The 26,937-nt window shown below is 33.9% G+C and carries 28 protein-coding genes and 1 riboswitch; of the genes, 20 read left to right on the forward strand and 8 right to left on the reverse strand.

The features are described from left to right. The first annotated feature begins 47 nt into the window (after positions 1-47). On the forward strand, positions 48-848 hold the full coding sequence (locus FD26_RS07590) for a DUF4931 domain-containing protein (RefSeq protein ID WP_057867831.1): 801 nt from the start codon (positions 48-50) through the stop codon (positions 846-848). A 603-nt stretch (positions 849-1,451) separates the two neighbouring features. On the opposite strand, the gene FD26_RS07595 is transcribed toward FD26_RS07590, so the two are convergent. The 6 genes from FD26_RS07595 to FD26_RS07620 form a co-directional block, all read right to left on the reverse strand. After that, positions 1,452-2,060 carry a response regulator transcription factor gene (locus FD26_RS07595; RefSeq protein ID WP_057867832.1) on the reverse strand — a complete coding sequence of 203 codons (609 nt, stop codon included), beginning with the start codon at positions 2,058-2,060 and terminating at the stop codon, positions 1,452-1,454. 1 nt (position 2,061) lies between these two features. After that, positions 2,062-3,177: a sensor histidine kinase gene (locus tag FD26_RS07600; protein ID WP_057867833.1), complete on the reverse strand. Its 1,116-nt coding sequence runs from the start codon at positions 3,175-3,177 to the stop codon at positions 2,062-2,064. Then, positions 3,177-3,935 carry an ABC transporter permease gene (locus FD26_RS07605; RefSeq protein WP_057867834.1) on the reverse strand — a complete coding sequence of 253 codons (759 nt, stop codon included), beginning with the start codon at positions 3,933-3,935 and terminating at the stop codon, positions 3,177-3,179. The genes FD26_RS07600 and FD26_RS07605 overlap by 1 nt, the downstream gene beginning before the upstream one ends. Further along, positions 3,928-4,806, reverse strand: coding sequence for an ABC transporter ATP-binding protein (locus tag FD26_RS07610; protein ID WP_057867835.1), 879 nt, complete (start codon positions 4,804-4,806; stop codon positions 3,928-3,930). The genes FD26_RS07605 and FD26_RS07610 overlap by 8 nt, the downstream gene beginning before the upstream one ends. Positions 4,807-5,005: 199 nt before the next feature. Next, complete coding sequence (locus FD26_RS07615) at positions 5,006-5,419, reverse strand: hypothetical protein (protein WP_057867836.1); 414 nt, start codon at positions 5,417-5,419, stop codon at positions 5,006-5,008. A gap of 178 nt (positions 5,420-5,597) precedes the next feature. Further along, a complete protein-coding gene (locus tag FD26_RS07620; RefSeq protein WP_057867837.1) occupies positions 5,598-6,719 on the reverse strand; it encodes an NAD(P)-dependent alcohol dehydrogenase in 1,122 nt (373 codons plus the stop codon). A 230-nt stretch (positions 6,720-6,949) separates the two neighbouring features. Here FD26_RS07620 and FD26_RS07625 point away from each other — a divergent pair, with 230 nt between their 5' ends. Genes FD26_RS07625 through FD26_RS07650 form a run of 6 tightly spaced genes read left to right on the forward strand, consistent with a single transcriptional unit; the run spans position 6,950 to position 11,128 of the window. Beyond that, positions 6,950-7,819, forward strand: coding sequence for a CvfB family protein (locus FD26_RS07625; RefSeq protein ID WP_082596260.1), 870 nt, complete (start codon positions 6,950-6,952; stop codon positions 7,817-7,819). Positions 7,820-7,831: 12 nt separating this feature from the next. Continuing rightward, positions 7,832-8,752, forward strand: a complete 921-nt coding sequence (xerD, locus tag FD26_RS07630) for a site-specific tyrosine recombinase XerD (protein ID WP_186809295.1) — start codon at positions 7,832-7,834, stop codon at positions 8,750-8,752. 10 nt (positions 8,753-8,762) lie between these two features. Further along, positions 8,763-9,149, forward strand: a complete 387-nt coding sequence (locus tag FD26_RS07635; RefSeq protein WP_057867838.1) for a hypothetical protein — start codon at positions 8,763-8,765, stop codon at positions 9,147-9,149. Next, positions 9,149-9,871 (forward strand): segregation and condensation protein A, encoded by a 723-nt coding sequence (locus tag FD26_RS07640; protein ID WP_057867839.1) that lies wholly within the window; start codon positions 9,149-9,151, stop codon positions 9,869-9,871. The genes FD26_RS07635 and FD26_RS07640 overlap by 1 nt, the downstream gene beginning before the upstream one ends. Positions 9,872-9,873: 2 nt before the next feature. Beyond that, complete coding sequence (gene scpB / locus FD26_RS07645) at positions 9,874-10,419, forward strand: SMC-Scp complex subunit ScpB (protein ID WP_082596261.1); 546 nt, start codon at positions 9,874-9,876, stop codon at positions 10,417-10,419. Further along, complete coding sequence (locus FD26_RS07650; protein WP_057867840.1) at positions 10,406-11,128, forward strand: pseudouridine synthase; 723 nt, start codon at positions 10,406-10,408, stop codon at positions 11,126-11,128. The genes scpB and FD26_RS07650 overlap by 14 nt, the downstream gene beginning before the upstream one ends. 122 nt (positions 11,129-11,250) lie before the next feature. Here the strand turns inward: FD26_RS07650 and FD26_RS07655 are convergent, their stop codons facing one another. Together FD26_RS07655 and FD26_RS07660 are read right to left on the reverse strand one after the other, a co-directional pair. Continuing rightward, the gene (locus FD26_RS07655; protein WP_057867841.1) at positions 11,251-11,922 is read right to left on the reverse strand and encodes an ABC transporter ATP-binding protein; all 672 of its coding nucleotides are present in this window, start codon (positions 11,920-11,922) and stop codon (positions 11,251-11,253) included. Then, a complete protein-coding gene (locus tag FD26_RS07660) occupies positions 11,922-12,974 on the reverse strand; it encodes an ABC transporter permease (protein ID WP_057867842.1) in 1,053 nt (350 codons plus the stop codon). The genes FD26_RS07655 and FD26_RS07660 overlap by 1 nt, the downstream gene beginning before the upstream one ends. A gap of 127 nt (positions 12,975-13,101) precedes the next feature. On the opposite strand from FD26_RS07660, the gene FD26_RS07665 reads away from it, so the two are divergent. From FD26_RS07665 to FD26_RS07725, 13 genes are all read left to right on the forward strand, one after another. Then, complete coding sequence (locus FD26_RS07665) at positions 13,102-13,659, forward strand: TetR/AcrR family transcriptional regulator (protein ID WP_057867843.1); 558 nt, start codon at positions 13,102-13,104, stop codon at positions 13,657-13,659. A 167-nt stretch (positions 13,660-13,826) separates the two neighbouring features. Then, a riboswitch (FMN riboswitch) is annotated at positions 13,827-13,947 on the forward strand. A gap of 69 nt (positions 13,948-14,016) precedes the next feature. Continuing rightward, on the forward strand, positions 14,017-14,568 hold the full coding sequence (locus FD26_RS07670) for an ECF transporter S component (RefSeq protein WP_057867844.1): 552 nt from the start codon (positions 14,017-14,019) through the stop codon (positions 14,566-14,568). 91 nt (positions 14,569-14,659) lie between these two features. Next, positions 14,660-15,790, forward strand: a complete 1,131-nt coding sequence (locus tag FD26_RS07675; protein WP_057867845.1) for a LysM peptidoglycan-binding domain-containing protein — start codon at positions 14,660-14,662, stop codon at positions 15,788-15,790. Between the two features lie 62 nt (positions 15,791-15,852). Further along, the gene (gene cmk, locus FD26_RS07680) at positions 15,853-16,512 is read left to right on the forward strand and encodes a (d)CMP kinase (protein WP_057867846.1); all 660 of its coding nucleotides are present in this window, start codon (positions 15,853-15,855) and stop codon (positions 16,510-16,512) included. 19 nt (positions 16,513-16,531) lie between these two features. Then, a complete protein-coding gene (gene der, locus FD26_RS07685; protein ID WP_057867847.1) occupies positions 16,532-17,845 on the forward strand; it encodes a ribosome biogenesis GTPase Der in 1,314 nt (437 codons plus the stop codon). Between the two features lie 186 nt (positions 17,846-18,031). Then, positions 18,032-18,307, forward strand: coding sequence for an HU family DNA-binding protein (locus tag FD26_RS07690; protein WP_010019909.1), 276 nt, complete (start codon positions 18,032-18,034; stop codon positions 18,305-18,307). A gap of 68 nt (positions 18,308-18,375) precedes the next feature. Then, on the forward strand, positions 18,376-19,620 hold the full coding sequence (locus FD26_RS07695) for a tetratricopeptide repeat protein (RefSeq protein ID WP_057867848.1): 1,245 nt from the start codon (positions 18,376-18,378) through the stop codon (positions 19,618-19,620). A 481-nt stretch (positions 19,621-20,101) separates the two neighbouring features. Then, complete coding sequence (gene nhaC / locus FD26_RS07700; protein WP_057867849.1) at positions 20,102-21,523, forward strand: Na+/H+ antiporter NhaC; 1,422 nt, start codon at positions 20,102-20,104, stop codon at positions 21,521-21,523. A gap of 158 nt (positions 21,524-21,681) precedes the next feature. After that, complete coding sequence (locus tag FD26_RS07705; protein WP_235525347.1) at positions 21,682-22,959, forward strand: ABC transporter substrate-binding protein; 1,278 nt, start codon at positions 21,682-21,684, stop codon at positions 22,957-22,959. 130 nt (positions 22,960-23,089) lie between these two features. Then, a complete protein-coding gene (locus tag FD26_RS07710) occupies positions 23,090-23,827 on the forward strand; it encodes a carbohydrate ABC transporter permease (protein ID WP_232230861.1) in 738 nt (245 codons plus the stop codon). Continuing rightward, positions 23,820-24,635: a carbohydrate ABC transporter permease gene (locus FD26_RS07715; RefSeq protein ID WP_057867851.1), complete on the forward strand. Its 816-nt coding sequence runs from the start codon at positions 23,820-23,822 to the stop codon at positions 24,633-24,635. The genes FD26_RS07710 and FD26_RS07715 overlap by 8 nt, the downstream gene beginning before the upstream one ends. Before the next feature lie 9 nt (positions 24,636-24,644). Then, a complete protein-coding gene (locus tag FD26_RS07720; RefSeq protein ID WP_057867852.1) occupies positions 24,645-25,736 on the forward strand; it encodes an ABC transporter ATP-binding protein in 1,092 nt (363 codons plus the stop codon). Further along, positions 25,733-26,581 carry a metallophosphoesterase family protein gene (locus FD26_RS07725; protein WP_057867853.1) on the forward strand — a complete coding sequence of 283 codons (849 nt, stop codon included), beginning with the start codon at positions 25,733-25,735 and terminating at the stop codon, positions 26,579-26,581. The genes FD26_RS07720 and FD26_RS07725 overlap by 4 nt, the downstream gene beginning before the upstream one ends. Positions 26,582-26,937 lie beyond the last annotated feature (356 nt).

Genomic DNA, 26,937 nt, shown 5'->3' on the forward strand with positions numbered 1-26,937 from the left:
CTATCAACTCTATTTATCGTACAGCCAAATATTTTTGAGGTGAAAGTTTGTCAAATAAAGATGTACTTGTTTTTGAAATTGAACAGGCCAAAGGAAAACCTAGGGATGTTGCTAAGAAGAAAGACTATTGTCCGTTCTGCGACACTGAAAATCTGACGAATATAATTGATCAACGTGGCGATATGATTTGGTTAGAGAACAAATTTAAGACTTTAAAGGACACTAATCAGACAATCATAATTGAATCAAATGATCATTATGGCGATATTTCTAACTACTCGGTTGAAAAGAATCGTGAAGTCTTTGAATATATTTATGAATGCTGGAATAAGATGATTCAAAGCAAAAAATATCAAAGCGTTTTGATGTATAAGAATTTTGGACCAATGTCAGGGGGATCGTTACGACACCCGCATTTCCAAATTATTGGTTTGGATCATGTAGATGGTTATAAACACATTGAACCTGAGAATTTTACTGGAATGGATGTTTTCAATTCTAAACATATTAACGTTAATGTTTCAGAGAAGCCTATTATGGGTTTTGTGGAATTTAACGTAACGATTAATAATCCCCAATATATTGATGAATTGGCTGAATTTACCAGAGTAACAGTTAAATATGTATTGGAAGATTTGTATGGCGGTAAGTTTGACTCATATAATATTTTCTTTTACAAAGTTGGTCGCAAAATTATATGTAAGATCGAGGCTAGGTATGTTGTTTCACCATATTTTGTAGGATATCGTCTCTCACAACGTGATGGTGATGAACAGGTAAGAGGAATTGCTGATGTTTTACTACAAAAGTTAAAAGAGAACGCTCATTCAAAAGAAATTAATCAATAATTAAAAAAGCTAACGATAATATTTAAGGCTCTTACTCAAGTTTGGTTAAAGTGTGAGTATACTAACTGATATGGCGAAATATGCCATCGTCCGCAAAAAATCTGTGGGCCACTGGAACGTGGTGGACACGACTTAGAGCTAATAATTCCACACTCTGTGCGTAATTATGGATCTCTAAGCTCGGTCTTGTACTAACCTTGCTACGCAAGCTAAGTACAATATCACCACTGAGGGCCCACAGATTTTTTACTACCGATTAAATCCTTGGTTCTAATATTATAATTAAAAAAACTGCCACTATTAGGTATTCCAGACAAAGAATTATGTTTGGATTCCTTAACAGCGGCAGTTTTTATCTGCTATTTGAATTTTATAATATTAATTGAACAAAGTAGGAGTCAGTCCGGAGCAAAAATTGGAAATGCGTTCAGCTATGAGACCATAGTTCCAACAGCATTCCCACTTTTTGTGGAGGACGGGAATTTAAACATACTCACGCTATAACCAAACTTGAGAAAGAGCCATATTTCTAATAATTATCAATAGCTTTTTATTAACTTCGAAGTAGAAATGTTATGTAACCTAAATTGAAAAATAAAAAGATTAATCAATCCAATTATTTTTTTTAGCAATATTTAGAGCTTCAATTCGAGAGTGGGTTCCAGTTTTACTCAAAATTGATGAAATATAGTTTCTCACAGTTCCGTTCGACAGAAAGACACTTTCAGCAATTGCTTGAGTGCCTTTACCTTGAGAAAATTCTCTCATTATTTTTAATTCTTGAGGAGTTAATGGATTCTTAGTCGCTGTTAAAATACTAGAAACTAATTTGGGATCATAAATTGTTTGTCCATTCAAAATTTTATGAATAGTTTCCACCAATTCATCAGTAGGACTGTCTTTGAGCAAATAGGCATTAACAGTACTGGCTACAGCTGCCTCAAAATACTTCTTTCGAGCAAAGGTTGTCAAAATAATAATTTTTATATCCTGTTTAAGGAGCCGTAGTTCATGGGCGACGTCTAAACCAGAAGCTTGAGGCATTTCAATGTCCAAAATGGCTATATCTGGTTTTAAAGCTACGATTTGTTGAAGCGCCGTTTGTCCATCGGTTGCGTTGCCAACAATTTCAAAATCATCTTCTAAGTCTAAAATTGCTGAAAGAGCTGAGTTAAGCATTTCTTGATCTTCTGCAATGTAAATAGTTGTCATATTATGCCTTCTTAGGTATTAAGATTTTTAAAGTTACGCCTCGATTGGATATTACAGTAATTTTACCATCTATGTCTTGTAAGCGAGTGCTCATTCCAACCATCCCGAAAGAAACATGATCCTTAGTTGATTTAAGACCGATACCATCATCTTGAATTTCCAATAAGTAATTTTGGCTATCTTCCTTAAAGTCGAATTTCATTAAATTAGCTTGACTATATCGGATTACATTAGTGGTAGCTTCTTTGATAACTGCTGCTAGTACATGCTGAATATCTTTAGGCCAATCGTTTGAGATATCTTCATTAATAGAAATTTGACGGATTTTAGCCAGACTAAGATTTTTTTCTTCGTCAATCATAGCCCCGGCAATGGATTTCTCATTCAAATCAGCCACAATTTGACGCACTAAATTTAAATCAGATCTTGAAGTTTCAGCTATATCTTTTAGTTGCTGATGAGCCTTTTGGGGATCTTTATCAATCAGTTTATTGGCTAATTCGGATTTCAAAGTAATCATCGAGAATGATTGACCGAGATTGTCATGTAAGTCTTTAGCAATTCTATCGCGCTCATTTTGTTTAATAATAGTTTCAAAACGTCTGTTATTTAAGCGTGCTTGATAACTACGGTGATATGAATTAGAAACTGATCTAGCAGCAAATGGGGAACCGATAACAAATGCAAGTGAGAACAAGGTTGCAAAAATATCATATGGTTTATTGGGACCGGTGACAATAAAGTAAGAAACGCAACTCAGAGAGACAATAAGATAGGCAATCAATGCTTGATAAAACTGTTTATTCTTAAATGGCAATGAACCAATTTCCCAGGCTGTATAAATGAAGAGAGATCCGCCACCATCAGGGTATTTGATTGTAAAATAGGTAGCAATTAAAAATTGAATTCCGATATCCAATCCCACCAGGCGATGTATCGAGTAGCCGTCATGATAAAATTTCAAATAAACAAGTGCGAAAACGAGATCGAGCCAACTGAAAGGTTTATGGGTGACTAATATTTGACTAATAATTAATAGTAAAGAGAAAACCCAAAAGTAAGGCATGAGACCAAACCGTTTTGGAAACAAAATATTCTTCTCAATGAATTTTTTCATTATTCAACAAGTCCTTTTTGTTTTTGAAGCTTAATTATAATTAAGAATAGCAAAGCTAATATGATCAACCAAGCAAAAACATTAATAATAGCCCCAAAATTAACATTTGTATGGTGCAAGAGATTTCGTTCGATTTGAGCTAATTGATAAGTTGGCATTAATTTACCTATTTTTTGAAGCCAGTTGGGCATCAAGTTGATGGGCCACCAGAGGCCGCTGATAATTGCTAAAGGAAATACGATGATATTGTTTAATAAATTAACTGTATTAGGTTTTTGAGCTAAGGATGTTAAAGCGCCTAAGGTAATTAAAGGAATTGTTCCTGCTAGATTGATAACAATTAGTAAAATCAACAGTGGCAAAGAAATGACAACGTGATTGACGAAAATATCTACTAGACAGATCAGAATTGAGGAAATTAAATTTAAAGTTAGAAAAACAATCGTCATTGATGAATAATATTGAAATTTAGAAATAGGTTTGAGTGAAATAAAGAGTCTGAAATGACTGGTTTGATCGTCTAGCAAGGTGTTGGAGGTAGTAACAATACCACCTAGCATACAGCTGTAAATTACCATACTAATTAAATAGTTGGTATTCCACGCTGTCAGGGCTTGAGTTGAAAGACCAGTGGTTAAAACGCGGGTATAAAGTAAATAAAAAACAATCGGTAATAACATGTCAAAAATGAAAAAGGATTTATTTCTTAAAATTATCCGACGAAAATTTAGTTTAGTTTGGAATAGGTAGTTATGCATGAGTAGAGTCCTCCTGATAGTTTAAAAGCATAGTGTCCAAATTGGTTTGTTTGATTTGTAAATTAGTAATAGCTGATAGATAGGGATTTAAGGCTGTAATCAAATCATTGGGACGATTGGTAATTATTTGATAATGTTGACCAATCTGATTAATAGAGATAACCATATTTAAATTATTAAAAATAGCAGCTGCTAGATTACTATCGAATTCAATTAAAACTTGACCTTTACGGCTTCTCAATTCTTGAATCGTACCATCAAAAGCAATGGTTCCATTTTGAAGAATTAAGAAACGATCGGCGATATTTTCAAGTTCCTCTAAGTAATGACTAGTAACGAAAATAGTTTTCCCATTCTTACGAAGTTGATCAATTTCTTTCCAGAAGTCATTGCGGGCATTGCTATCTAGGCCGACAGTTGGTTCATCTAAAAAAAGGATCTGAGGATCTCCTGCCAAAGCAAGTGCAAAAGAAAGACGACGCTTTTGACCACCTGACAATTCAGACATGAAACTATTTTCTTGAGTTTTTAAATTAGCGATAGTTAATAATTCCGTATAGGGAAGGGGCTTGTCAAAATAACTTCGAGATAATTCAATAATCTCTTTTACTTTGATACGGTGGAGAGAAATATTGTCTTGCATCATAACGCCAGTAACCTTTTTCCAATTGTCGTCAATGAGAAACTTGACATAACCTGAATCAATCGGAAGTAAGTCCAGAATCAAATTGATCAAAGTGGTTTTACCGGCTCCGTTGGCTCCTACTAAAGCAATAATTGAATGAGAATTAATTTTAAGATTTACATCGTGAAGAATGTTTTGTTTATCGAAGCTTTTATTAAGATGATTTATTTCTAAAATAGTTTTCATTTTCAAGGCCTCGCTTTGATTTGATAAATAAATTTTATAAAAATAGCTGGACGGCGGTAGCAAGCAATGTCATTAAATAAAGTGACAAATGTCATGTTTTATCTTTTAAAATATATGTTTTACGAAAACATGTACTTTAAAAAACAAAACAAAAAATAGATATCCCACAAAATGGAATATCTATCAATAGAAATTATAATTAATCAGCTGATTTGAAAATACCCTTATGAAGGTAGCCTTCCCAAGTCCAACCAGAAATTTTTTTGTCACTCGATGTAATATAATAATAAGTTCGGGATTTATTGCCACTGACATGAACCGACATTTTTCTGGTTGCATACCAAGTAGTACGATATTTATTCAAAGTAGTTTTTTTAGTTAAAGTTACAGTTGGCTTGTCCGCCATAAAGTCGGCTTTGTAAATATTTCCGTTAGCATCTTTAGAATGGTAGGCTGTTTTTTTCATGTCTTTAACAGAACCATTGCCGGTATAAGTATGAGTTTCCGTTTTTGTTGTTTCAGCTGCCTGAATATTAGTACTAGTAAGAATAGGTAAGGCGGTCAAGGGTAAAGCTAGTAAAAATGCTGCTGCTAAATTCTTCATACGTTTCATGAGAAATCTCCTCCATAAGTATAAGGCTATAACTATATTTCATTTCGAAAATTATTTAACCATAAATTTTAATAAATCGGAAAAGATTAGCCTGTTATTAGTAATATTTAAGAAAAATAAAAAAGAACTTAATGACTTTTGAATCTAGTCATTAGGTTCTTTGGAATGTTAATTTAAATTAATCTTCAGGTTGACAATCCTTATCGATAATTAAAATAGGCTTAATAGTTTTACCGCTAACAGAATCGGCGTCAGCCTCATTAATTTGATCAAAATCATAGAACTTTTCAGTTAGATCAAATGGAAAGACGCCCATTTGATAGAATTTAATTAAACGAGGAATGTCAATTTGAGGAATTGAATCACCCATATTGACACCGACAATCTTCTTATCGTCGACACAAAGATCATTCCAAGTACTAATATCAATATTATGTGGTGTAACGGCAATAGTTGCAGTTGTTCCACCCTGAGTTAGAGCAGCAATTGAATCAGTCATAACTTTAGTAACGCCAGTTGTATCAACTGCCCAATCAACGCCTAGTCCACCGGTAATTTTCTTAATGGCAGCTACGGGGTCTTCATTTTTACTATTGATGGTGTCAGTTGCACCCATTTTCTTAGCTAGTTCCAAACGGGAGTCAACAATATCAACTGCAATTACATTAACACAGCCGGAAATTTTACCCGCCATCATTGCAGCAAGGCCAACAGCACCAGTACCAAAGACTGCAATTGTATCACCAGGTTTTGGTTGAAGAGTGTTAAAGACAGTTCCACTACCAGTTACATAGCCACAGCCTAAGGGTCCTAACTTTCTTAAATCAAGATCTTTAGGAACCTTAACCGCATTACGCTTGTCAATTACAGTATGAGTTGTGAAAGATGATTGATTGAACATATCGCTGACATGATGTCCGTCTTCAGTGAAATGATCAGAACCATCAGGGCGAGTACCAGAGAGGTTCGATGCAGCATATTTTCGGCATTGTGTGGGTTTACCCTTTAAACAATTGTCGCATTCGCCACAAGAATAAAATGACATGATAATGTGGTCGCCTGGTTTAAAGTTAGTGACATTTTTACCAACCTTTTCAACTATACCAGAACCTTCATGTCCTAAAACAACTGGAAAACTGAAGGCAGCATCGCCTTTACGTAAAGCCTCATCAGAGTGACAAATACCAGAAGCAACAACTTTAACTTGAAGACCGTCATCAGTCATATTAGCTAATTCAACGTCATCCTTAATTTCAAATGGATCGTTTACTTTATCAACAACAGCAGCTTTAATTCTCATAATTAAATCCCTCTTTTAATAAAATGCTTGTAAGCGCTTACTACAATGAGAATTATTTCACTATTTTATGGTAAATACAATCTTGAATTTTGAAAAAAAGCTGTTCTAGCAAATGAATTTCTAACTTTTTTAAACTTTCTGTCCAAAATGATTTTATGTAACCTTGAAATAAGGTAAAATAATAAAAGCTTAGTATGACTAAATAAAATGTAAAAAGAGTATGGTGAAAAATGGAAATAGCAGAAATGTATGGTCAAGTAATTACGGGAACAGTTACTGACCTTAATAAAGATGAGGCCTTTGTCCAAGCTAATGGTTACACATTTGCTTTAGATTTAACTGAATTAACAGAAATTCCTGAATTAGGCGATGAAGTTACTGGCTTCGTTTATGAAAATCAAGAGCACAAGAATAAGATGACAACAGTTTTGCCATTTGTTGAAAAGAGCGTTTGGGATTTTGCTGAAGTCACTGAAGTAAGAACTGACTTGGGTGTTTTTGTCAATGTTGGCCTAGAAGATAAAGACATTGTGGTTTCATTGGATGATCTACCTTTGGAACATAATGAATGGCCTAAAAAGGGCGACAACTTGATGGTTAAATTAGAAATTGACCACAAGGGCCGTCTCTGGGGGAAATTGGCCGATATCGAACTTTATACGCAGATTGCTCGTAGTCCCGATTCTGATTTAAAGAGTCTTATGAATAATGATGAAGAGGGAACGGTTATTGCTATCAGAGAGTCTGGTGCTTTTGTCATGACTGATAGTTATTATATGGCTTTTATCTACACTGATGAACAAGGTCAACCATTGCACATTGGTCAACATATTAAAGCACGTGTCATTGGTTCAAGTCACCGTCGTTTAAATCTGTCAATGAAACCCCGCGCCTATGAAGAAATAACACCTGATGCTCAAATGATCGTAGCTGTCTTAGAACATTCTCGTGCCAAAAAGATGCCTTATACTGATAAAAGTGATCCTGATGAAATTAGAGAATATTTTGGTATCAGTAAAGGAAGCTTTAAACGTGCTTTAGGTAATTTAATGAAGCAACGTAAAATTGAACAAAAAGATGGCTACACTTATCTCAAGTAGAGGTGATGATTTATGAGTGATAAGTTATCGATAAAGAATCAAGTTATGATCGATACCATTGTCGACTACACTCGTTTTTTGAGATTAGATCGTGGACTATCAAAAAATACAATTGTTTCCTATCAACAGGATCTATTGGAATTCAGTAGTTTTTTGGAGCAAAAGAAATTAGATTTCTATCCTGAAGATCATTTTATTGTGACACAATTTTTTGCCAGTCAGGATAAGGAACAGAAGTCTAAAACCTCTCAGATGAGGATGTTTTCTTCACTAAGAAAATTCTATCAATGGATGGAATTAGTTGATAAAATTCACGCTAATCCGATGAACGAATTGGATGCACCTAAAAAGGGAACGCATTTACCGTTGGTTTTATCTATGGAGGAAGTCAATTCATTGATTGAATCGCCAGATGTTTCTACACCTTTAGGTATCAGAGACAGAACTATTTTTGAAGTGATGTATGCGACTGGTCTACGAGTTAGTGAATTAGTCAATTTAAGTATGGATGATTTACATTTGGACTTAGGGTTAATTAAAACTTTAGGTAAGGGTGATAAGGAACGTCTATTGCCAATTGGCGACACGGCTATTACGTGGCTCAAAAAGTATTTTCAAGAGACAAGAGCTCGATTGGTTGAAAAATATGGTCAACAAAAAGAAGTTTTTTTGAATTTTCGCGGCAAAAAATTAACGCGACAGTCGATTTGGCGAATGATAAAAAAATACATTGCTCAAGTTGGTATAAAAAAAGATGTTACGCCCCACACTTTGCGACATTCATTTGCAACTAATTTGTTAGAAAATGGGGCTGATTTACGAGTAGTTCAGGAATTGTTAGGACACTCTGATATTTCAACTACACAAATTTATACGCATGTTAATAAAACTCATATGAAACAAGTCTATAACAAGTCTTTTCCACGTGCTTAGGAGGATGTAGATGCTTAATAAATACAGTGATGAAAATAAGAAAATAGCAATGGGATTTCTATCATATATAAGTGATTTGAAGGATTTAGATAATTTGGAGCAAGAACTTAATTTATACTCTGAAGATGATAATCGTCAGTTATATTTGTGGAAGAGCAATATTGAAGATTACTCTGGAATTGTAGCGTTGTCTTTTTCCGACCGGACTGTTTTTGTCGAGTATATTTCTTTGAATCCTTCATATCGTTCACAAAGCAATATTTATAAGATTTTTGACGATATTCAGCAGAAATTTCCTGATCGAGTAATTTTGGGAAACTTTAATTTAAGCAATCAAATAAAACAATGGCGTCAGAGTAAAGAAAAGCTGGAAAAAGAAATGAAAGAATCGAACTAATGGAAAAATTAAAACTAGTTTTAACTGATTTTGAAGGTCCGATTGATTTATTGCTGCATTTGATCAAGGAATCGAAGGTTGATATTTATGACATTCCTATCGCTCAAATTACACAGCAATATTTGGATTATCTAAAGAGTATGAAAGTATTGCAGTTGGATATTGCCGGTGACTATTTAGTTATGGCTTCAACATTGATGTCAATCAAAAGCAAACTTTTATTGCCACAAGCACCTGATGAAATAACTGATGATTTAGAAGAAGATCCACGTGACCAATTAGTCTCGCAATTATTGACTTATCAGACATATAAGCGAGTAGCAGCCTACTTTGAGGAAAAAGAGCAGGTACGACTACAACAATTTGATAAAGAAGTCAGTCTTCCTAATAAGCAATTGGATCAGTTTTTACAACCTGGTTCAGTAGTATTAGAAGATTTAGCTACAACTTATGCTGAATTGTTAAGGGAAAAGAAAAATCATCAACCAGAAACTGAAACAATTGAAAATGAGACAATTTCAATTGAAGATGCAACTGATAGTATCATGTCAGAACTTCACTCAGTTAAAAAAACAACTTTTAAAGCACTTTTGAAGTTAAACGGCAATATTGAAGAAATTGTAACTGATTTTATGGCTATTTTAGAGTTGGCTCGGAAACAAATCGTTTCGTTGCAACAACAAGACTTTAAGAGTGAATTATTTATTGAATTGAGGAATTAGTCGTGTATCAAGCAAAAATAATGGCCTTGCTTTTTGTAGCTGGCGATCAAGGAATCAAAGAGAAGGATTTAGCAGAGCTTTTAGAAATTGATAGTGCTGCTTTAAGACAAAATATTGAAGAATTAAAAGTTAAATTAATGACGGATGCTGATTCAGGGATTCAATTGGTAGATTATAATTTGCTGTATAAATTAGTAACCAAAAATGAATTTAGCGATTTATTGACGAAGTATTTTAAATCAGGTCTGGGAACAAAGCTCAGTCAAGCGGCTTTAGAGGTTTTGTCAATTATTGCATACCGTCAACCTATAACAAGAATTGAAATTGACGAAATTCGCGGTGTTCAGAGTTCTGGTAGTTTGAATACTTTGTTAATGCGCAAGTTGATTAAAGAAAATGGTAAAAAGAATGTTCCAGGTCATCCTAACTTATATATCGTAACCGATGAGTTTTTTGATTATTTTGGAATTAAAAGTATAAAAGATTTACCGAAAATAGAAAATTTTGAGGACATCTCAAATATAGGAGATACAAATGGAGAAGGTTAGATTACAAAAGTTTATGGCAGAAGCTGGCGTTGCTTCTAGACGTAAGTCAGAAGAATTAATTGCTAAGGGTCATGTTAGAGTTAATGGCAAGATCGTAACGGAAATGGGTATAAAAGTTGACCATCAAGATAAAATTGAAGTTGATGGAATGCCACTTGAAGAGGAAAAAAAGCGTTATATTTTAATGTACAAGCCTCGTGGGGTCATCTCTGCAGTAACTGACGATAAAAAGCGTAAAGTAGTAACTGATTTGTTGGAAGACGTTCAAGAACGGGTTTATCCAATCGGTCGTTTGGACTATGATACTTCGGGACTACTGTTGTTAACTAATGATGGTGAATTTGCTAATCATCTGATGCATCCTAGATATCATGTTGAGAAGACTTACGTTGCTAAAATCGAAGGTGTTTTAACAACTGAGGAAATCAAGAAGCTTGAAGGCGGTATTAAGCTCAAAGGGTTCACAACTGCTAAAGCAAAAGTCAAAGTTATGTCAAAAGATAAAAAGAAAAATTCATCAATCGTTAGAATTACGATTCATGAAGGCCATAATCATCAAGTAAAGAATATGTTTGATGCTGTAGGTCATAAAGTTGAAAAGTTGGCTCGTGAAAGCTATGGTTTCCTAACTTTGGATGGTTTAGTTTCAGGTAAATATCGTAACTTAACTCGTCAAGAAGTAGCAGAGTTAAAAAAAGATAATAAATAAAAGTTGTATTGAATTCGCTTTAAAAAATTTTGGGCTTTTCAGACATAATAAAAACTCCTCATGTGGAATAATTCAGCAGAGGAGTTTTTATTATGTCTAGAGATATTTGGAATGACTTAAAATTAATGATTCTTTATTTTTTTTAGCTTGCCATCTTCAATTTGCCAAATAGTATCTACCAAATCAAGAACACGTTCATCATGTGTGACCATTACAGCAGCCTTGTTTTGTTGATGAACGTTTTTTTGAATTATTTTGACGACTTCACGGCCACGTTTAGAATCTAAGCTAGCAGTTGGCTCATCTGCCAAAATTAAGTCTGGCTGGTTGATAAAGGCTCTGGCAATGGCTACTCGTTGCTTTTCGCCACCAGATAAAGCATTAGGATAACTATTCAGTCGATGATCTAAACCTAATTGCTGAAGAAGTTTTTTTGCATTAAGCGGTTCTTTGGCAGAAATCTTTTGAATAAATTGTAATTGTTCTGTAATTTTTAAATAAGGAATTAAATCTGAGTTTTGAAAAATAAAGCCAATCTGGTTTAGTCTGATCTCGGTCTGCTTCTTTTTGGAAAGATGACTGATGTCCTGATTGTTTAATAAGACTGTTCCAGAACTAGGGGAAAGCAAAGCCCCCATAATGGTTAATAAGGTACTTTTCCCAGCGCCACTAGGACCAATGATAGCGGCAAATTCACCTTGTTCGACGTGAAAAGAAACATTTTTTAAGACTTCATTGACATTTTGACCATCTGGATAATTCTTGATAATGTTTTGCAATTCTAAGACTGACATTAGTTATTACCTCCAATAGCATTAATAGGGTCGATTTTTAAGACTTTAATGAGTGACAGCAGAGCACTTAAAAGAGCAATAAATAAGAAAAGCAGACCTGTAGCCAATAAAGTAGGTAAAGTTAGACTAAAGGGCATAGAAGCAGGCATTTTAATTTTAATGAGATAAGTAATTCCGAATGAGATAAGAATAGCAATACCTGATAACAGTCCCATTTCTGTTAGAACGTGCTGGACTAAATAAGACGTTTTGGTCCCCAATGCTTTAAGAGTTCCAAAGTCACTGATTTTTTGAAGATTAATGATGTAGAAGAAAACTGCAAGTACGAATAGTGAGATTAGATATAAAAAGCCAATCATTAAGTAAAGAGAACTTTGTTCGGTGGAATAGCCAGGAATATTATTGATTAAAGTTTGTTGACTAATGACTTGATATTTCGAATTTTTGGCTAATTTTTGTTTCAAAGCGATTGCATTGAATTGTTTTGAAGTGGGCAAGATATTTTGAGCTTGATGAGTATTTAAATAGATGACCGGAGCATGTGAGTAAGATTCGTTATTGACAAAACCAGCAATTTTAAAAGTATTGCCACTGCTAGAATCTTTAAAGATATCATCTTTTTTATAGCCTTCGGCTTCTAATTTTCGACTGACATAAACGTGATTATCTGTTTGGCTTTTTAGTGCTGTCGGCGCTAGAAAACTAGATCGGTCTAAAATGAAATATGTGATGTCTGTTTTTTTATCAGCATTATTGGCTTTTTGAATGGTCATTTGAGCCACACTTAGTTTGGCAGCATCGTTATGATATTGGGAATGAAATTTTTGCCAATCTTGTTCTGTTAAGTTAGATCGGTTTAAACGAGCTTGTGAGCCTTTTTGTAAAATAAAAGTTTTGGCTGGCGTTTCTTTAATAGCTGAGCCACTGTCATTGGCTAATCCGTTAGCTAATCCAGTAATAAAGAGAACTAAAAAAACGATTAGAAAAATTATTAATCCCAAAGCACTGAATTTTAATTTGTCGTGCCTGAGTTCTTTTAACGTTAAATACATTGGTTGTACCTCCTTGGCTAATGGCTTTATAATATTGAGAAGATACGTTAAGAACAATAAACAAAGTAAAAGATTCTGTGTCTTAATACACAGAAAATATTAAATTGTGAAGTAAAAGAGGGATGATTTGAACACAAATGATCGCAGGGCTCGCCGTACTCAAAAATTGATCCGTAATAATTTTATTGATCTGATGGCGGTCATGCCTATTGAAGACATAACAATCCAAAAAATTACCGATAAAGCTGATATTAATCGCCGTACGTTTTATCTGCATTATCGAGATATCTATGACTTGCTTCACAAAACAGAGGACTATGTAATGAATCATTTCAGTAAAATATTGGAAGAGTTTGAGCCTACCGATGAGGAAAACAATATTGGATCGCAGTTTTTTAAAGTTGTTATGTCCTATATCGAAGCCAATCAAAAGATGATCGGTGTTTTGTGTCGCAATCCTGATTCAGAGCTGATGCAAAAATTAATTCAGTTAACAGTTGCTAATGGGCAGCGTGTGATTCCTTTTTCTAATTCTGAAGAGGCTGAATATATTTTGAATTATTGTTGCTGGGGTATGGTGGGCGTCTTGCGTACTGCAATGCGAAAACAAAATTTTGATATTACTAAATTATCGGATTTAGCTAATAGATTATTGGTTTCTACAATAGAGAGCGATGAACAGTGAGAAAATTGTACATTTTTAAATGTCATATTGAAGCTCATTGTTAAACATATTTTGCTGAAAAAGTAGCGCATATTTGTCGTTAATAACTAAATGGTATTATTCCTATAACTACACTTCAGTTGAACTCTAACAGGGGTTCTGCTATATTAAACATATAAATTAAATAAATTGGTTTTCAGGGCAGGGTGTGATTCCCGACCGGCGGTAAAGTCCGCGACCCAACGCAAGTTGGCCGAATTGGTGTGATTCCAATACCGATAGTTAAAGTCTAGATGGAAGAAAACAGAGTAAGGTCTGTTTTGGTGTGCCCAAAACAGACCTTTTTCTTTGGAGATCAATTGGAAGAGGTTGATTCTTATGGGAAAAAGCACTTACAAATTTCAAGAGATTATCGGAGTTTCAATTTTTGCAGCATTGGGGACAATTTTAATGTTTTTCGAGTTTCCAGTGTTGATTTGGTTGCCATTTTTAAAGGTTGATTTAAGCGATGTGGTAACAATAATTGGTTCGTTTGCATTTGGACCGGTTGGGGGAATTTTAATAGCATTAATTAAGTCAGTGGTTCATGTTTTAGTTACTGGTAGTGGCTTGGCTGGTTTGATTGGCAATGGAGCTGCTTTTGTAGGAGCAGTAGCATTATTATTGCCGTTCGACTATTTTTGGAAAAAGAATAAAAAGATAACCGCTGTTATTGTGGGAACAATTTCATTAACCGTTATTATGTCGATATTGAATTATTTGGTTGTTATGCCATTATATATGAATGTTATCGGCATGAAATTGAATATGAGTTTAGCTGAATATGTGGCAACAAGTGTAGTTCCTTTTAATATTGTCAAAGCTTTGATTATTTCAGCCGCAGTTATAATTGTATATCCAAGAATCAAGGGTCATTTTGCGATTAAATAGCCTACCTAATGAAATTTTATAAATCTTTAAAGAAAAAATTTAAACTTTTATGATATGCTTTAAGAGATAGAAATTAGGAGGTTGGTTTTTAATGGCCGATAATGATAAAAACAATATGTCTGGCGATTCACGTGTTCCTAAATCCACTAAAGGACTAGAAGGATCTGTCAGTCTTGAGGATTTAAAAAGATATCATCTAATTGATACAGATGATAGTAGTAACACACCAACAAATGAAAATATTTCTGACGCTCAAACTTCTAATAATGAAGAAGCTGAACCGGAAAATGAGCATCCAAATGCTAATGATAGTGATTTGGATAATCCTACGCCGGTTGCAGATGATCATCTGCAAGCTGAAGAAAGTGATGATCATCTTAACGAAGCTAAACAAGATAGTGAACCGGATGATTCACATCAAACAACTTATGTACCCGTGCCACCAATAAATTCGGCATCGGATAAATCACAGTCAGAACCGGTTACAGATGACAAGTCTGAACCTAAAGCTGATTCAGAACCCGATGATTCTGAGGCAAAAGATGATGTAAAGCCTTGGGAAAAGAGTTTTGATTCCGATACAGATGATGATGGTCACGTATCACGTACAGTAGGTAAGGAAAAACAACGTGGCAATCATACTTTGGTTGTTACATTAGTTATTGCTTTGATTGTTATTATGTTTACGCCGGTGATTATTAATGCTGTTAAGGGTAGCGGCAGCAGTGATTTAGATAGTGCACAAACACAGAAGTCGGTTGAAAATAAAGATAAGTCAACCAAGAAAAAGACAACTAAGAAAAAGTCAACTGCTAAGAAGACTACTAAATCTAAAACCGCAACTAAGGCTAAAAAATCAACTGATAGTAGTAAGAAGTCAACGGCAGCTACAAACGATAATAATCAAAGTAGCAGTACTGATAATAATACAGCTTCTGATTCTACAGCTAATAACAATACGACTGATAATAGTCAAGCATCAACGACTAACAGCAATTCGCAAGATACACAACAAAATAATCAACAAGCATCAACAAGTACAACTAATGATAATTCATCACTTTCTTCAACTGATAGTAGCAATGAATCTTACTATACAGTTAAAGCCGGTGATAACTGGTTTAGAATTGCTTACAACAACAACTTAACAACAGCTCAATTAAAGAGTTTGAATGGTAATGTTGGAACATTGACACCAGGTACAACACTAAGAGTTAAATAATTTTTATGTGTAGGGTCTCTGACAATCTTTTGTCTGGGCCCTTTTATTAAGGAGAGAAATAAATGCAAATAGCTATCGACGGACCAGCTTCGGCAGGAAAAAGTACCATTGCCAAATTGATTGCCAAGAATTTAAATTTTGTTTATTGTGATACTGGTGCAATGTATCGGACAGTAACTTTGCTTGCAAAAAAGCATAATGTGGGTTATGGTGATACTCTCAATATTTTAAAATTAATGTCAGAACATAAAATTCATTTTCTTAATCAGGCTGATGGACAACATGTTTTGTTGGACGATGAAGATGTATCTGATGCAATTAGAACTGAAGAAATTACGAATAATGTGTCACAGGTTTCTGCCATCAAGGAAGTTAGAACTGAATTAGTAGAAATGCAACGGAATATGGCAAATGATATTGATATTGTGATGGATGGTCGTGATATTGGAACTACTGTTTTGCCTAATGCTGAAGTCAAAATTTTCTTAATAGCTAGTGTGGAAGTACGTGCTCAGAGACGTTATAAAGAAAATCTCGAGCGAGGTATTAAAACGCCATTAAAAGAATTGCAAGATGAGATTGCAGCTCGTGATTATAAAGATTCACACCGTGAAATTTCGCCTTTAAGAAAAGCTGATGACGCGATTGAAGTAGACACGTCAAATATGACAATTGCACAAGTTGTTGAGCGAGTAACTGAAATAGTAAATGAACATAAATAGATAAGTAGGGAGGCAAAATATGTCTGTACCAGTAGTTGCGTTAGTAGGACGCCCCAATGTTGGGAAATCTACTATTTTCAATCGAATCATTAATGAAAGATTATCGATTGTTGAAGATACACCGGGGGTGACACGTGATCGGATTTATTCACGTGCTAGTTGGTTAGGTAGAGAATTTCGTCTAATTGATACTGGTGGTATCGAAATGAGCGGTGAAAAGATGTCCGTTCAAATTAAAAATCAAGCTGAAATCGCAATTGATGAAGCTGATGTAATTGTCTTTATTGTCAATGGACAAAATGGTGTTACTAAGGAAGATGAAGACGTTGCTAAGATTCTTTATCGGACTAAAAAACCAGTTATTTTGGCAGTTAATAAAGCTGATAATCCAGAACAACGTGAGAATATCTATGACTTTTATTCACTTGGTTTTGGTGATCCTAATCCTATCTCTGGTTCTCAAGGAACCGGTTTAGGTGATTTATTGGATGAAATTGTTAAGGCGTTTCCAAATGATGACAAGTCGGATGAAGACGATACAGTTAAGTTTAGTTTCATTGGTCGTCCTAATGTTGGAAAATCATCTTTAGTTAATGCTATTTTAGGTGACAATCGTGTTATTGTTTCAGATATGCAAGGAACAACTAGAGATGCAATCGATACTAAATATCATGATCAAAAACTAGATAAAGATTTTACGATGATTGATACCGCTGGTATCAGAAAACGTGGTAAAGTTTACGAAAATACTGAAAAATATTCTGTCTTGCGAGCTTTGAGTGCGATTGATAAGTCAGACGTTGTCTGCGTAGTATTAAATGCAGAAGAAGGTATTCGTGAACAAGATAAACGTGTAGCTGGTTATGCTCATAATGCTGGCAAGGGTGTTATTATTGTCGTTAACAAATGGGATACTTTGAAAAAAGATACCAATACTATGAAGGACTTTGAAAATCAAATAAGAGATGAATTCCAATATTTATCATATGCACCAATTCTCTTTACGTCTGCAACTAAGGGCCAACGATTGGATCAAATTCCTGAATTAGTTGAACGAGTTTATGCTAATCGCGATCGTCGTATTCAATCTTCTGTTTTGAATGACTTATTGTTAAGAGCAACTTCAATTGCACCAACGCCATTAGTTAATGGTAAGCGTTTGAGAATTTACTATATGACACAAGTTGCAATTCAACCGCCTACTTTCGTTGTCTTCGTAAATGAAACGGAATTATTGCATTTCTCATATGAACGTTTCTTAAAGAATCAATTACGTGAAACTTTTGATTTTGAAGGTACACCAATTAAGATTCTACCTAGAAAGCGAAAATAGCCTAAAAGCATAGTATTTTATTCGTTTTTATTAATATATTTATAAATAGTAAGAATTATCTTAAAAAATAGCCTAAATGCTTGCCACATCGGCATTGCTATGGTAATTTTGTTATTAGAATAATGAACGCATTAATAAAAGTTCATGTGTTCTAAATTTTTTACAATTTTCCGGAGGTATTCACATATGGCAAATAAAGCTGAACTTATTGATAGTGTAGCAAGTAAAACAGGTTTGACAAAGAAGGATGCAACTTCTGCTGTTGATGCTGTTTTCGAAACTATTCAAGAAAACTTATCTGAAGGTAACAAGGTTCAATTAATTGGCTTTGGTAACTTCGAAGTTCGTCAACGTGCTGCTCGTAAGGGTCGTAACCCACAAACTGGCGAAGAAATTAAAATTCCTGCAAGCAAGGTTCCTGCATTTAAACCAGGTAAGGCTTTGAAGGACTCAGTTAAATAATTTATTTTTAACTGATGAGGGGCGGTCTGAGGGCCGTCTTTTTTTATGCAAAAAATGGAGGTATTAATTTGAGCAAAGCAGATGAAGTTATAGAAACAATAGACGATGGCGATTTTTCTAGAGTGGACAGTTTGATTCAAGCTTCGCTTTTGGAAGATGATGATCAAACACAATATTCGTTGGCTGAAACATTAATGAGTCGAGGACTCTCTGTACAAGCTAAGACGATTTATCAACATCTGTTGACCAATTACCCAACAGAAGGGCAAATCTTGTCGAGATTGGCTGAAATTGCTGTCTCTGATGGTGATAGCGATCAAGCTCTAGATTATATTTCTCAAATTGCTCCTGATTCACCGGCCTATGCGGAAAATTTATTAGTTTCAGCTGATATTTATCAATCGCAAGGGCTTTATGAAGTCAGTGAGCAAAAACTGCTAACAGGGATTCGTGAATACCCAGATGAAGAAGTCTTTAAATTTGCCTTAGCAGAAGTTTATTTTGATGAAAATAAATTTAGTAAGGCTTTGACATACTACGATTTACTGTTGGATATGGGAATTAAAAATTATTCAGGTATTTCAATAACATTGCGCAAAGCCAGTTCTTTGGCTGGAGATGGTCAATATGAAGCAGCTATTAGTGAGTATGAGAAACTTAATGCGTTAGAATTAAACGAGGATGCTCAATTTCAATTAGGATTTTTATATAATCAGGTAAAAAATTATAATAAATCCATTGCGATCTTAGAAAAGCTTTTGGAGACGAATCGTGATTATCCAACAGCCTATCCAATTTTGGCTGAGGACTATTTGAATATTAAGAAGAATTCAGATGCTTTCAAATATGCCCAATTAGGTTTGAATTTAAATGAATTAGATGATCGCCTTTATCAAATTGCTTTTGACGCGGGTACGGCCGAAGATTCTAAAGCAGCAATTGAAATTCTGGAAAAGGGTATTAAAAAAGTCGATGATCCTTTGCCATTGATCATTAAACTGAGTGACTACTACGTTACTAAGGGTCAATTCAAGGCCAATTTAGATCTTTTGAGTAATCAGGATATCTCAAATAATCCAAAATTAACTTGGAATTTGGCTAAGTCAGAGTTTGAAACTGATGATATTAATGAAGCTCAGGCAAATATTTTATTAGTCCTAGATGACTTTAAAGACAATTTGGATTATCTGAATGATTTGATTGAAATTCTTCGTGGTACTGGTAATAATGAAGTTCTAAAATCTGCTTTACAGTTGTATTTGAAGCAAGATCCAGATAACGAAGATATGCAAAATTTATTGGACCAAATTTAATAAAATTAGATAAATATAATTTTTCTTTAATATATCTCTTGCAAATCAAAAAAAATCTGCTAGTATTACTTACATAAATTAATTTTAGTTTTAAAAGAAGTAGCAGAATATCTGGGTGTTCAGAGAATTGGCGGACGGTGCGAGCCATGCAGGATATTTTAGCAAAATACAAAACTAAGATTTCGTGTCCCATGTTACGGGAATAAAGAGCAAATAGATAAGTTTATCTATTTGAATTTTGGGTGGTACCGCGCAAAAGCGTCCCTGCATATATTGCAGGAACGCTTTTTTTATATCCCGAGGACACAAGAGGAGGAAACAACATGAAATTTTTTGAGCAACTAAGATTACAAGCTCGATTTAGTCAAATCCTGAATGAAAAAGAAGTAAAACAAGTAAAAAGATATTATCTTTATAGACCCTATTGGAGCAAATAAAAAATCAATTAAAAAACAAGAAAGAAATAATTAGGGTGAGTATTATGAAGAAAACAGATCGATTAACATTTTGGGAAAGTTTGATAATTATGCTTGTTATGTTCGGATTATTAGGAACGATGATGATTGCTTGGAAAATGACGCCGCAGATTCCAATTCTTTTAACCTTTACATTATTGTTATTTTACGGTAAATTTAGAGGCTTTTCTTGGAATGAACTGCAAGAAGGTATTACTGAAGGGATTAAGCCAGGTATTATTCCTATGATTATTTTTATTATGATTGGTGTCTTGGTCTCGGCTTGGTCAATGTCAGGTGTTATTCCAACGATTATGGTTTATGGTCTAGAGTTGTTGAATGTTCGTTTCTTTCTCTTCACAGTTTTTATTAGTTGTTGTTTAGTTGGTATTATTGTCGGCAGTTCATTTACAACTATCAGTACCCTAGGAATTGTTTTTATGGGGATTGGTCAAGTTATGGGAATTAATATGGCCTTAACTGCTGGATCAATTGTTTCGGGAGCTTTATTTGGCAATAATATGTCTCCTTTATCAGGAACTACTAATCTTGCTACCGGAATTGCTGGTGTCAATAATGTCTTTGATCATATTAAGACGATTGCCCATACAGCTATTCCATCAGCCATAGTGACAGCAATTATCTTTTTGGTAGTAGGGCATGCAACCACTAATCCTAATATGAGTTCGGTTCATCATATTATTAATGCTTTAAATAGTAATTTCTTTATTTCGCCGTTAATGCTCATTCCGATTGCCGTTTTAATTTTCTGTGCTATTATTCAGATTCCAGCTATTCCAATATTGTTATCGGGATCAATTACTGCAATTATTATGCATGTTTTAATTTCTCATCCCAGCGTAAAAACTATTAGCAATCAAATCATGAATGGATTTCAATTGAATTCACCAGATAAAAAAATTAATGCAATTGTCAGTGGCGGTGGAATTACTAGCATGCTTAGCAGTATTTCTTTGATTTTGGTAGCTTTGACTTTAGGCGGCGTATTGTTAAAAATGGGAGTTATTAATAATCTGATTGGCAAGATGACGGTGCAAGTCAATACACCCGGTAAATTAATTTTGACATCAATGATCAGTGCTATTGGAGTTAATTTTTTGGTGGGTGAACAATACATTTCTATTATTTTGCCTGGTACTACTTTTAGAAATAACTTTAAAAAACAAGATATTCAACCAGTTTACCTTTCAAGAGTGTTGGCTAGTGGTGGAGCTGATATTAATGCTTTGGTACCATGGGGCGTTACCGGAATCTTTATTTCTGGGGTCTTAGGTGTTAGTCCATTTGTTTTCATTTCTTGTGCTTTCTACGTTTGGCTAAATCCATTACTAACGGTGATTTTTGCTTTTGTTTTTGGTAAAAATTACAACGGTAAAAAAGTTTTAGCGCCAAAAGTATCACAAAAAGTAATTGAAGAAATAAATTAAAGAAAAACTCAATCGATTAGGTATTATCTCCAATTAATCGATTGAGTTTTTTTTGTAAAGATTTTTTACAGAATATTTTCAATTTCTAAACATTAAATATACTTTTTTTACACAGCCAGCGAATATGATTAATTAATCAGAGAAGGGGAGGAAATATTTTGAAAAATAATATTTTAAAGAAATTTTTGTTAATTATGGGCGTAATGTCTTTGGCTGTTTTATTTGCTGGCTGTGGCAAAAAAACATCATCGTCGTCAGTAAAACATATTACTTATTGGCACGTTAATGCACAAACTCAAGGGGGAGCTACAGTTGATGATCTTGTAAAGAAATTTAACGATACACATAAGAACATTAAGGTAACGGCTAAGTACAATCCCGATATGTATAAGGGCCTAATGCAAAACCTTCAATCTGCTCAAGCATCTGGTAAGGTTCCTGACGTTACACAAGTCGGCTGGGCTTACGATAATTACTTTTCAAGCAATTTTAAATATATGATGCCAACCGATGCGGCTAAAAAATTCGATGGCAATACTAAGTTTATTGATGATAACTTTAGTAAGAGAACATTGTCGTTTGCTAAAGATAGTAAAGGCAATTTAGTTGGTTTGCCATATTCATTAAGTACGCCAGTATTGTTTATTAATAAAGATATTTTAAGTAAATACAATATTGATGAAAGTTCATTAACCACTTGGGAAGGCGTTAAAGCCGCCTCAAAGACAATTCATGATCAATCTGGTAAATATGGTCTATATATTCAAGAACCAGGCGATACTTGGGCCCAACAAGCAGTTATGCTAAGTAATGGGGCAGACATCCAAAAGAATGGCAAAGCTGCTTTTGCTAGTTCTAACGGCATAGCAGCTTATAAATATTACCAAGAAATGGTTAATAGTAAATTAGCTTTACACACGCCTTGGGCACAAGGGATGGATTCATTCATTAAAGGTGACGTAGCAATGGCATTTACAACGATTGCACAGGCTTCGCATATTAAAAAGAGTGCAGTATTCAACGCTTCGGCAATCGTAGCACCACATTTTGAAAGTCATAAAACGGTAGTACCAGTTGGTGGTTCAATGTTAGCTATTACTGCTCAAGACTCTGAACAACAAAAAGCCGCTTGGGAATTTGAAAAATGGATGTATAAGGCTGAATCAGCTGTAACTTGGAGTAAAGGAACAGGTTATTTGCCACCAACAAAGGTTGCACTTGAATCAGCTAGTTTTAAAGATTACGTCAAAGAAAATCCAATGTTAGAACCAGCTGTTAAAACTTTAGACAATGCTATTCCATGGACATCTTTCCCTAAAAAAGGCCTTCAGGCGGAACAATCAATGATTGATGCCAGGGATAAAATCTTATCTGGAAGCAATGTACAATCTACCTTGAAAGCTGCTCAGGATAAAATCAATGTTGAACAAAAATAAAAAAATCTTACCATTTCTGTATTTATTACCTACAGCAATTTTATTGTTAGTTTTTATGATTGTGCCGATTCTTTACACGTTCTACCTAAGTTTTTTTGATTGGAATTTAATCGCCCCTACGAAAGAGTTCGTGGGCTTGAAAAATTATGTTGAAGTATTCACGGATCCAATAAATCAGAAAGTGATTCTTAATACATTGATTTATATCCTATTTTTAATAGTATTGAATTTTGTGATACCTTACTTCATTTCCTTGATAGTTAAATTCTTCATTAAAAAAATGCAAGGAGCGTATAAAGTTCTCTTCTTTATTCCTAGTTTGTTTTCACTAGTTGTTGGAGCTATGTTATTTACTTGGATTTTAAATCCGGTCTCAGGTCCAATTGCATATCTAATGAAAAGTTTAGGGATGACCATGCCCAATTGGTCCAATTCAGGTATTTTAGCTATTACTGTCATTTGCTTTATAACAAATTGGAAAGTATTCGGTTATAATTTCATCTTATTATTAACTGGATTAGGTTCAATTCCTGCTAATATAATTGACGCTGCCAAGATTGATGGAATTCCCAAATGGAAATTAATTTGGAATGTGATTTTGCCGATGAATCGAGGGATTGCCATTTACGTATTAATTTTGACAATTGTTCAGGGATTGCAGTATGTTTTTACACCAATAAACGTTATTACTACTGGTGGTCCTTATTACGGATCTTCAAACATAATCTATCAGACTTATTTGAACGCCTTTGTTTTATATAAGACTGGAACATCCTCAGCATTAGCAATTGTAACTTTTATAGTATTTTTGGTTCTTCTATTTATTGAAATTAGATTTGTAGAAGGGAAGGCTAAAAATTATGCTTAAAAAAATTAATCTATGGCATGTTTTACTGATTATGTTGGTCTTGGGAGCAGTTGTACCGATTCTATTCATGATTTCTAATTCTTTTAAGACCTTACGTGATTCGTATACCACGATGCTGAATTTGATTCCAATTCATCCGACAGTAAATAATTACTTATTGCTAAACAAGCAAATTAATCTTTTGGGATTAACTTGGAATACCTTTTTTATGGCTACTATCGTGACAATAGGTAAATTGCTGACAGGATTATTAACAGCCTATGCTTTTAGAAGTTATCAATTCAAAGGTAAAATAATAATTTATTTACTTTTCGTTGCCACTATCTTTGTGCCCTTTACGATTGTAATGATACCGAATTACCTAGTTATTTCTAAGTTAGGTTTATTAAATAATATTTTAGGGGTAGCTTTGCCTCAACTATGTGATGCTACTGGAATTATGATTTTTCTTAAAACAATGGAAAAGATTCCTAATACATTAATTGACGCTGCTAAGATTGATGATATTCCGAATCGGAAGATTTTTTTCAATATTGTCATTCCAATTCTTAAGCCAAGTATCGTCAGTGTGGGTGCTATTTTCTTCATTAATTCATGGAATGAATATGTTTGGCCGACTTTGATCTTGAAAGATAAAGCTAGTTTTACTTTGCCATTAGCACTTCAAAATTATATTTCCAGTGAAGGTGGAACTAATTTTCCACTAGCTATGGCACTATCGACAATAATGGTCATATTACCCTTGATTATTTATTTAATTTTCCAAAAATATATTCTAAATAGTATCAGTAACAGTGGTTTGAAGTAGGGAGAACGTATGAATAAGAAAAATGCAACGATTGAACTAAAAAATGTTTCAAAACAATTTAAAAAAAATACTATTATCGATGGGATGGATTTGTCAGTCAAAGCTGGTGAATTTTTAGTCCTTCTAGGACCTTCTGGTTGTGGTAAATCAACAACTTTAAGAATGATTGCTGGTTTAGAGGGGGTTACATCTGGACAAGTGATGATTGATCATCGTGATTTGAAAGAGCTAAAAAATGATGGTCATACAATAGCCATGGTTTTTCAAGATTATGCACTTTATCCTAATATGACTGTCTATCAGAATTTAGAATATGCTTTAAAAGTTCACAAAGTAGCCAAAGAAGAGCGTCAAAATCGAATTAAGAATGTTTTGGAAACTCTAAATTTGACTAAATATAAAGATCGTTTACCTTCACAATTATCTGGTGGTCAAAAACAACGAGTGGCTGTTGGACGAGGAATGGTTAAAAAAAGTGAAATATTTCTTTTAGATGAACCACTTTCCAATATAGACGTTCAATTACGAGAAAAAGCACGCGACGAACTTCAAAATTTACATGCTACTAATCAGCAAACAATTGTTTATGTGACGCATGATCAATTGGAAGCAATGGCTTTAGGGGATCGGATTGCAGTAATGGATCAAGGCATTATTCAAATGATTGATACTCCGGAAAATATTTATAATAATCCCGCTAATTTATTTGTTGCTAAGTTCATTGGAACGCCACAGATCAATATCGTCGAAGTTGATTATAAAGATGGAAATATTATCTTGAATGGTCAGCCAGTAATCACTGATTCGGCCTTAAAATTAAAGGAGCAAAAGTATCATTTAGGAATTAGACCAGAAAATATGCTCTGTTCTGAAGTGCGTCAAAGCAATCAGGATTTAGAATTAACAATTGAAAAGATTATTGATTATGGTCGTTTTGTTCAGCTTTCCTTAGTTGATAACAACGGACTAACTTTGAAAGCAATTGTAAATACTTTTGAATTTAAGATTGATGAAAAAATTTTTGTAGGTCTAAAAAGAGCAACTAGTTTACTTTTTAATTATGAAACAGACAAAAATATATATTGGGGAAATAAACTGTGAGTAGATATAAAATTGTACAGATTACCGATACACATTTAACGCCTGAAAATGCAGTGGCAGCTAATAATCAAAAGATTGATCCTTACTTAAAACTAGCAAGTATTTTTACAGACATTTCTCAAATGATTATTAAACCTGACTTAATCGTTATTACAGGTGATTTAATTCATGAAGGAAAGGCCAAGGATTATGAACGGTTAGCTAGATGGATTGCTGAGCAAAAGGAACAATTACAGATACCAATTCAAGTGATCTTAGGCAATCATGATCGAACAAAAGCATTTTTTGAAGGTTACTTGAAGCAATCTGAACAGAAGAAATATTACTATTCGATGTCGACGGATGAGTATGATTTTTATTTCTTGGATAGTAAATTTTACAACTATGAACAAGGTTATTTGGGTCAAGAACAACTTGATTGGCTAAAAAGTAATTTAGATAAAAATCAGAATAAGTACGCAGTGTTATTTTTACATCATCCAGTCGATGGTCCTGCCATTCATCATATGCGTTATAGTATTTTGCAGGAAACTGACGAATTATTATCGGTTATTAGTAATAGTTCAGTTCAAGCAGTTTTTTCAGGACATATTCATTTTGAGACGTCATTCACTAAGAATGGTATCCTGATGCACTCAACTGATTCTAGTGCTTATCATATTAATTGTGATGACGCCCATAAGCATTTAATATACGATGCTACTTATTATGATGTTATTACGATTGATAATGGCGAAATAGGAACTGAGACTAAGTGTATTTATGAAGGACAAGAAGTTATTAATCACGTTAATGTAGATAATACAGAATTTGTAGATAAAAAAATATTTAAAGAATGTAATTAGCATCTACTGATTCATAGGTAATTAAGATAAAAAAAATCCAGTACGACAACCAACAAAGGTTGTTATACTGGATTTTTTAAAACAACTATCTTTTTTCCTTACCGGCGACAAGACTGATAAGAAATACAACTGAATTGAGGAGGAGCGCAGAGAAGGTTAACCAATTGATACTGGCAATGACTCCAATCCAAATACCGATTAATGAAATTAAAAGTATAATATCTACCATATCTTACGAATATTAGAGAACCGAATTTTGTTTTGAAGCTTCTATTTGTCTAATACTCTCTCACATCCTTATTAACTCTATTATATCCATAAATGTATGGGAGAGCGTAAAATATCTTGTGTAAATG

Source organism: Companilactobacillus crustorum JCM 15951 (assembly GCF_001434585.1).
Lineage (GTDB): Bacteria > Bacillota > Bacilli > Lactobacillales > Lactobacillaceae > Companilactobacillus > Companilactobacillus crustorum.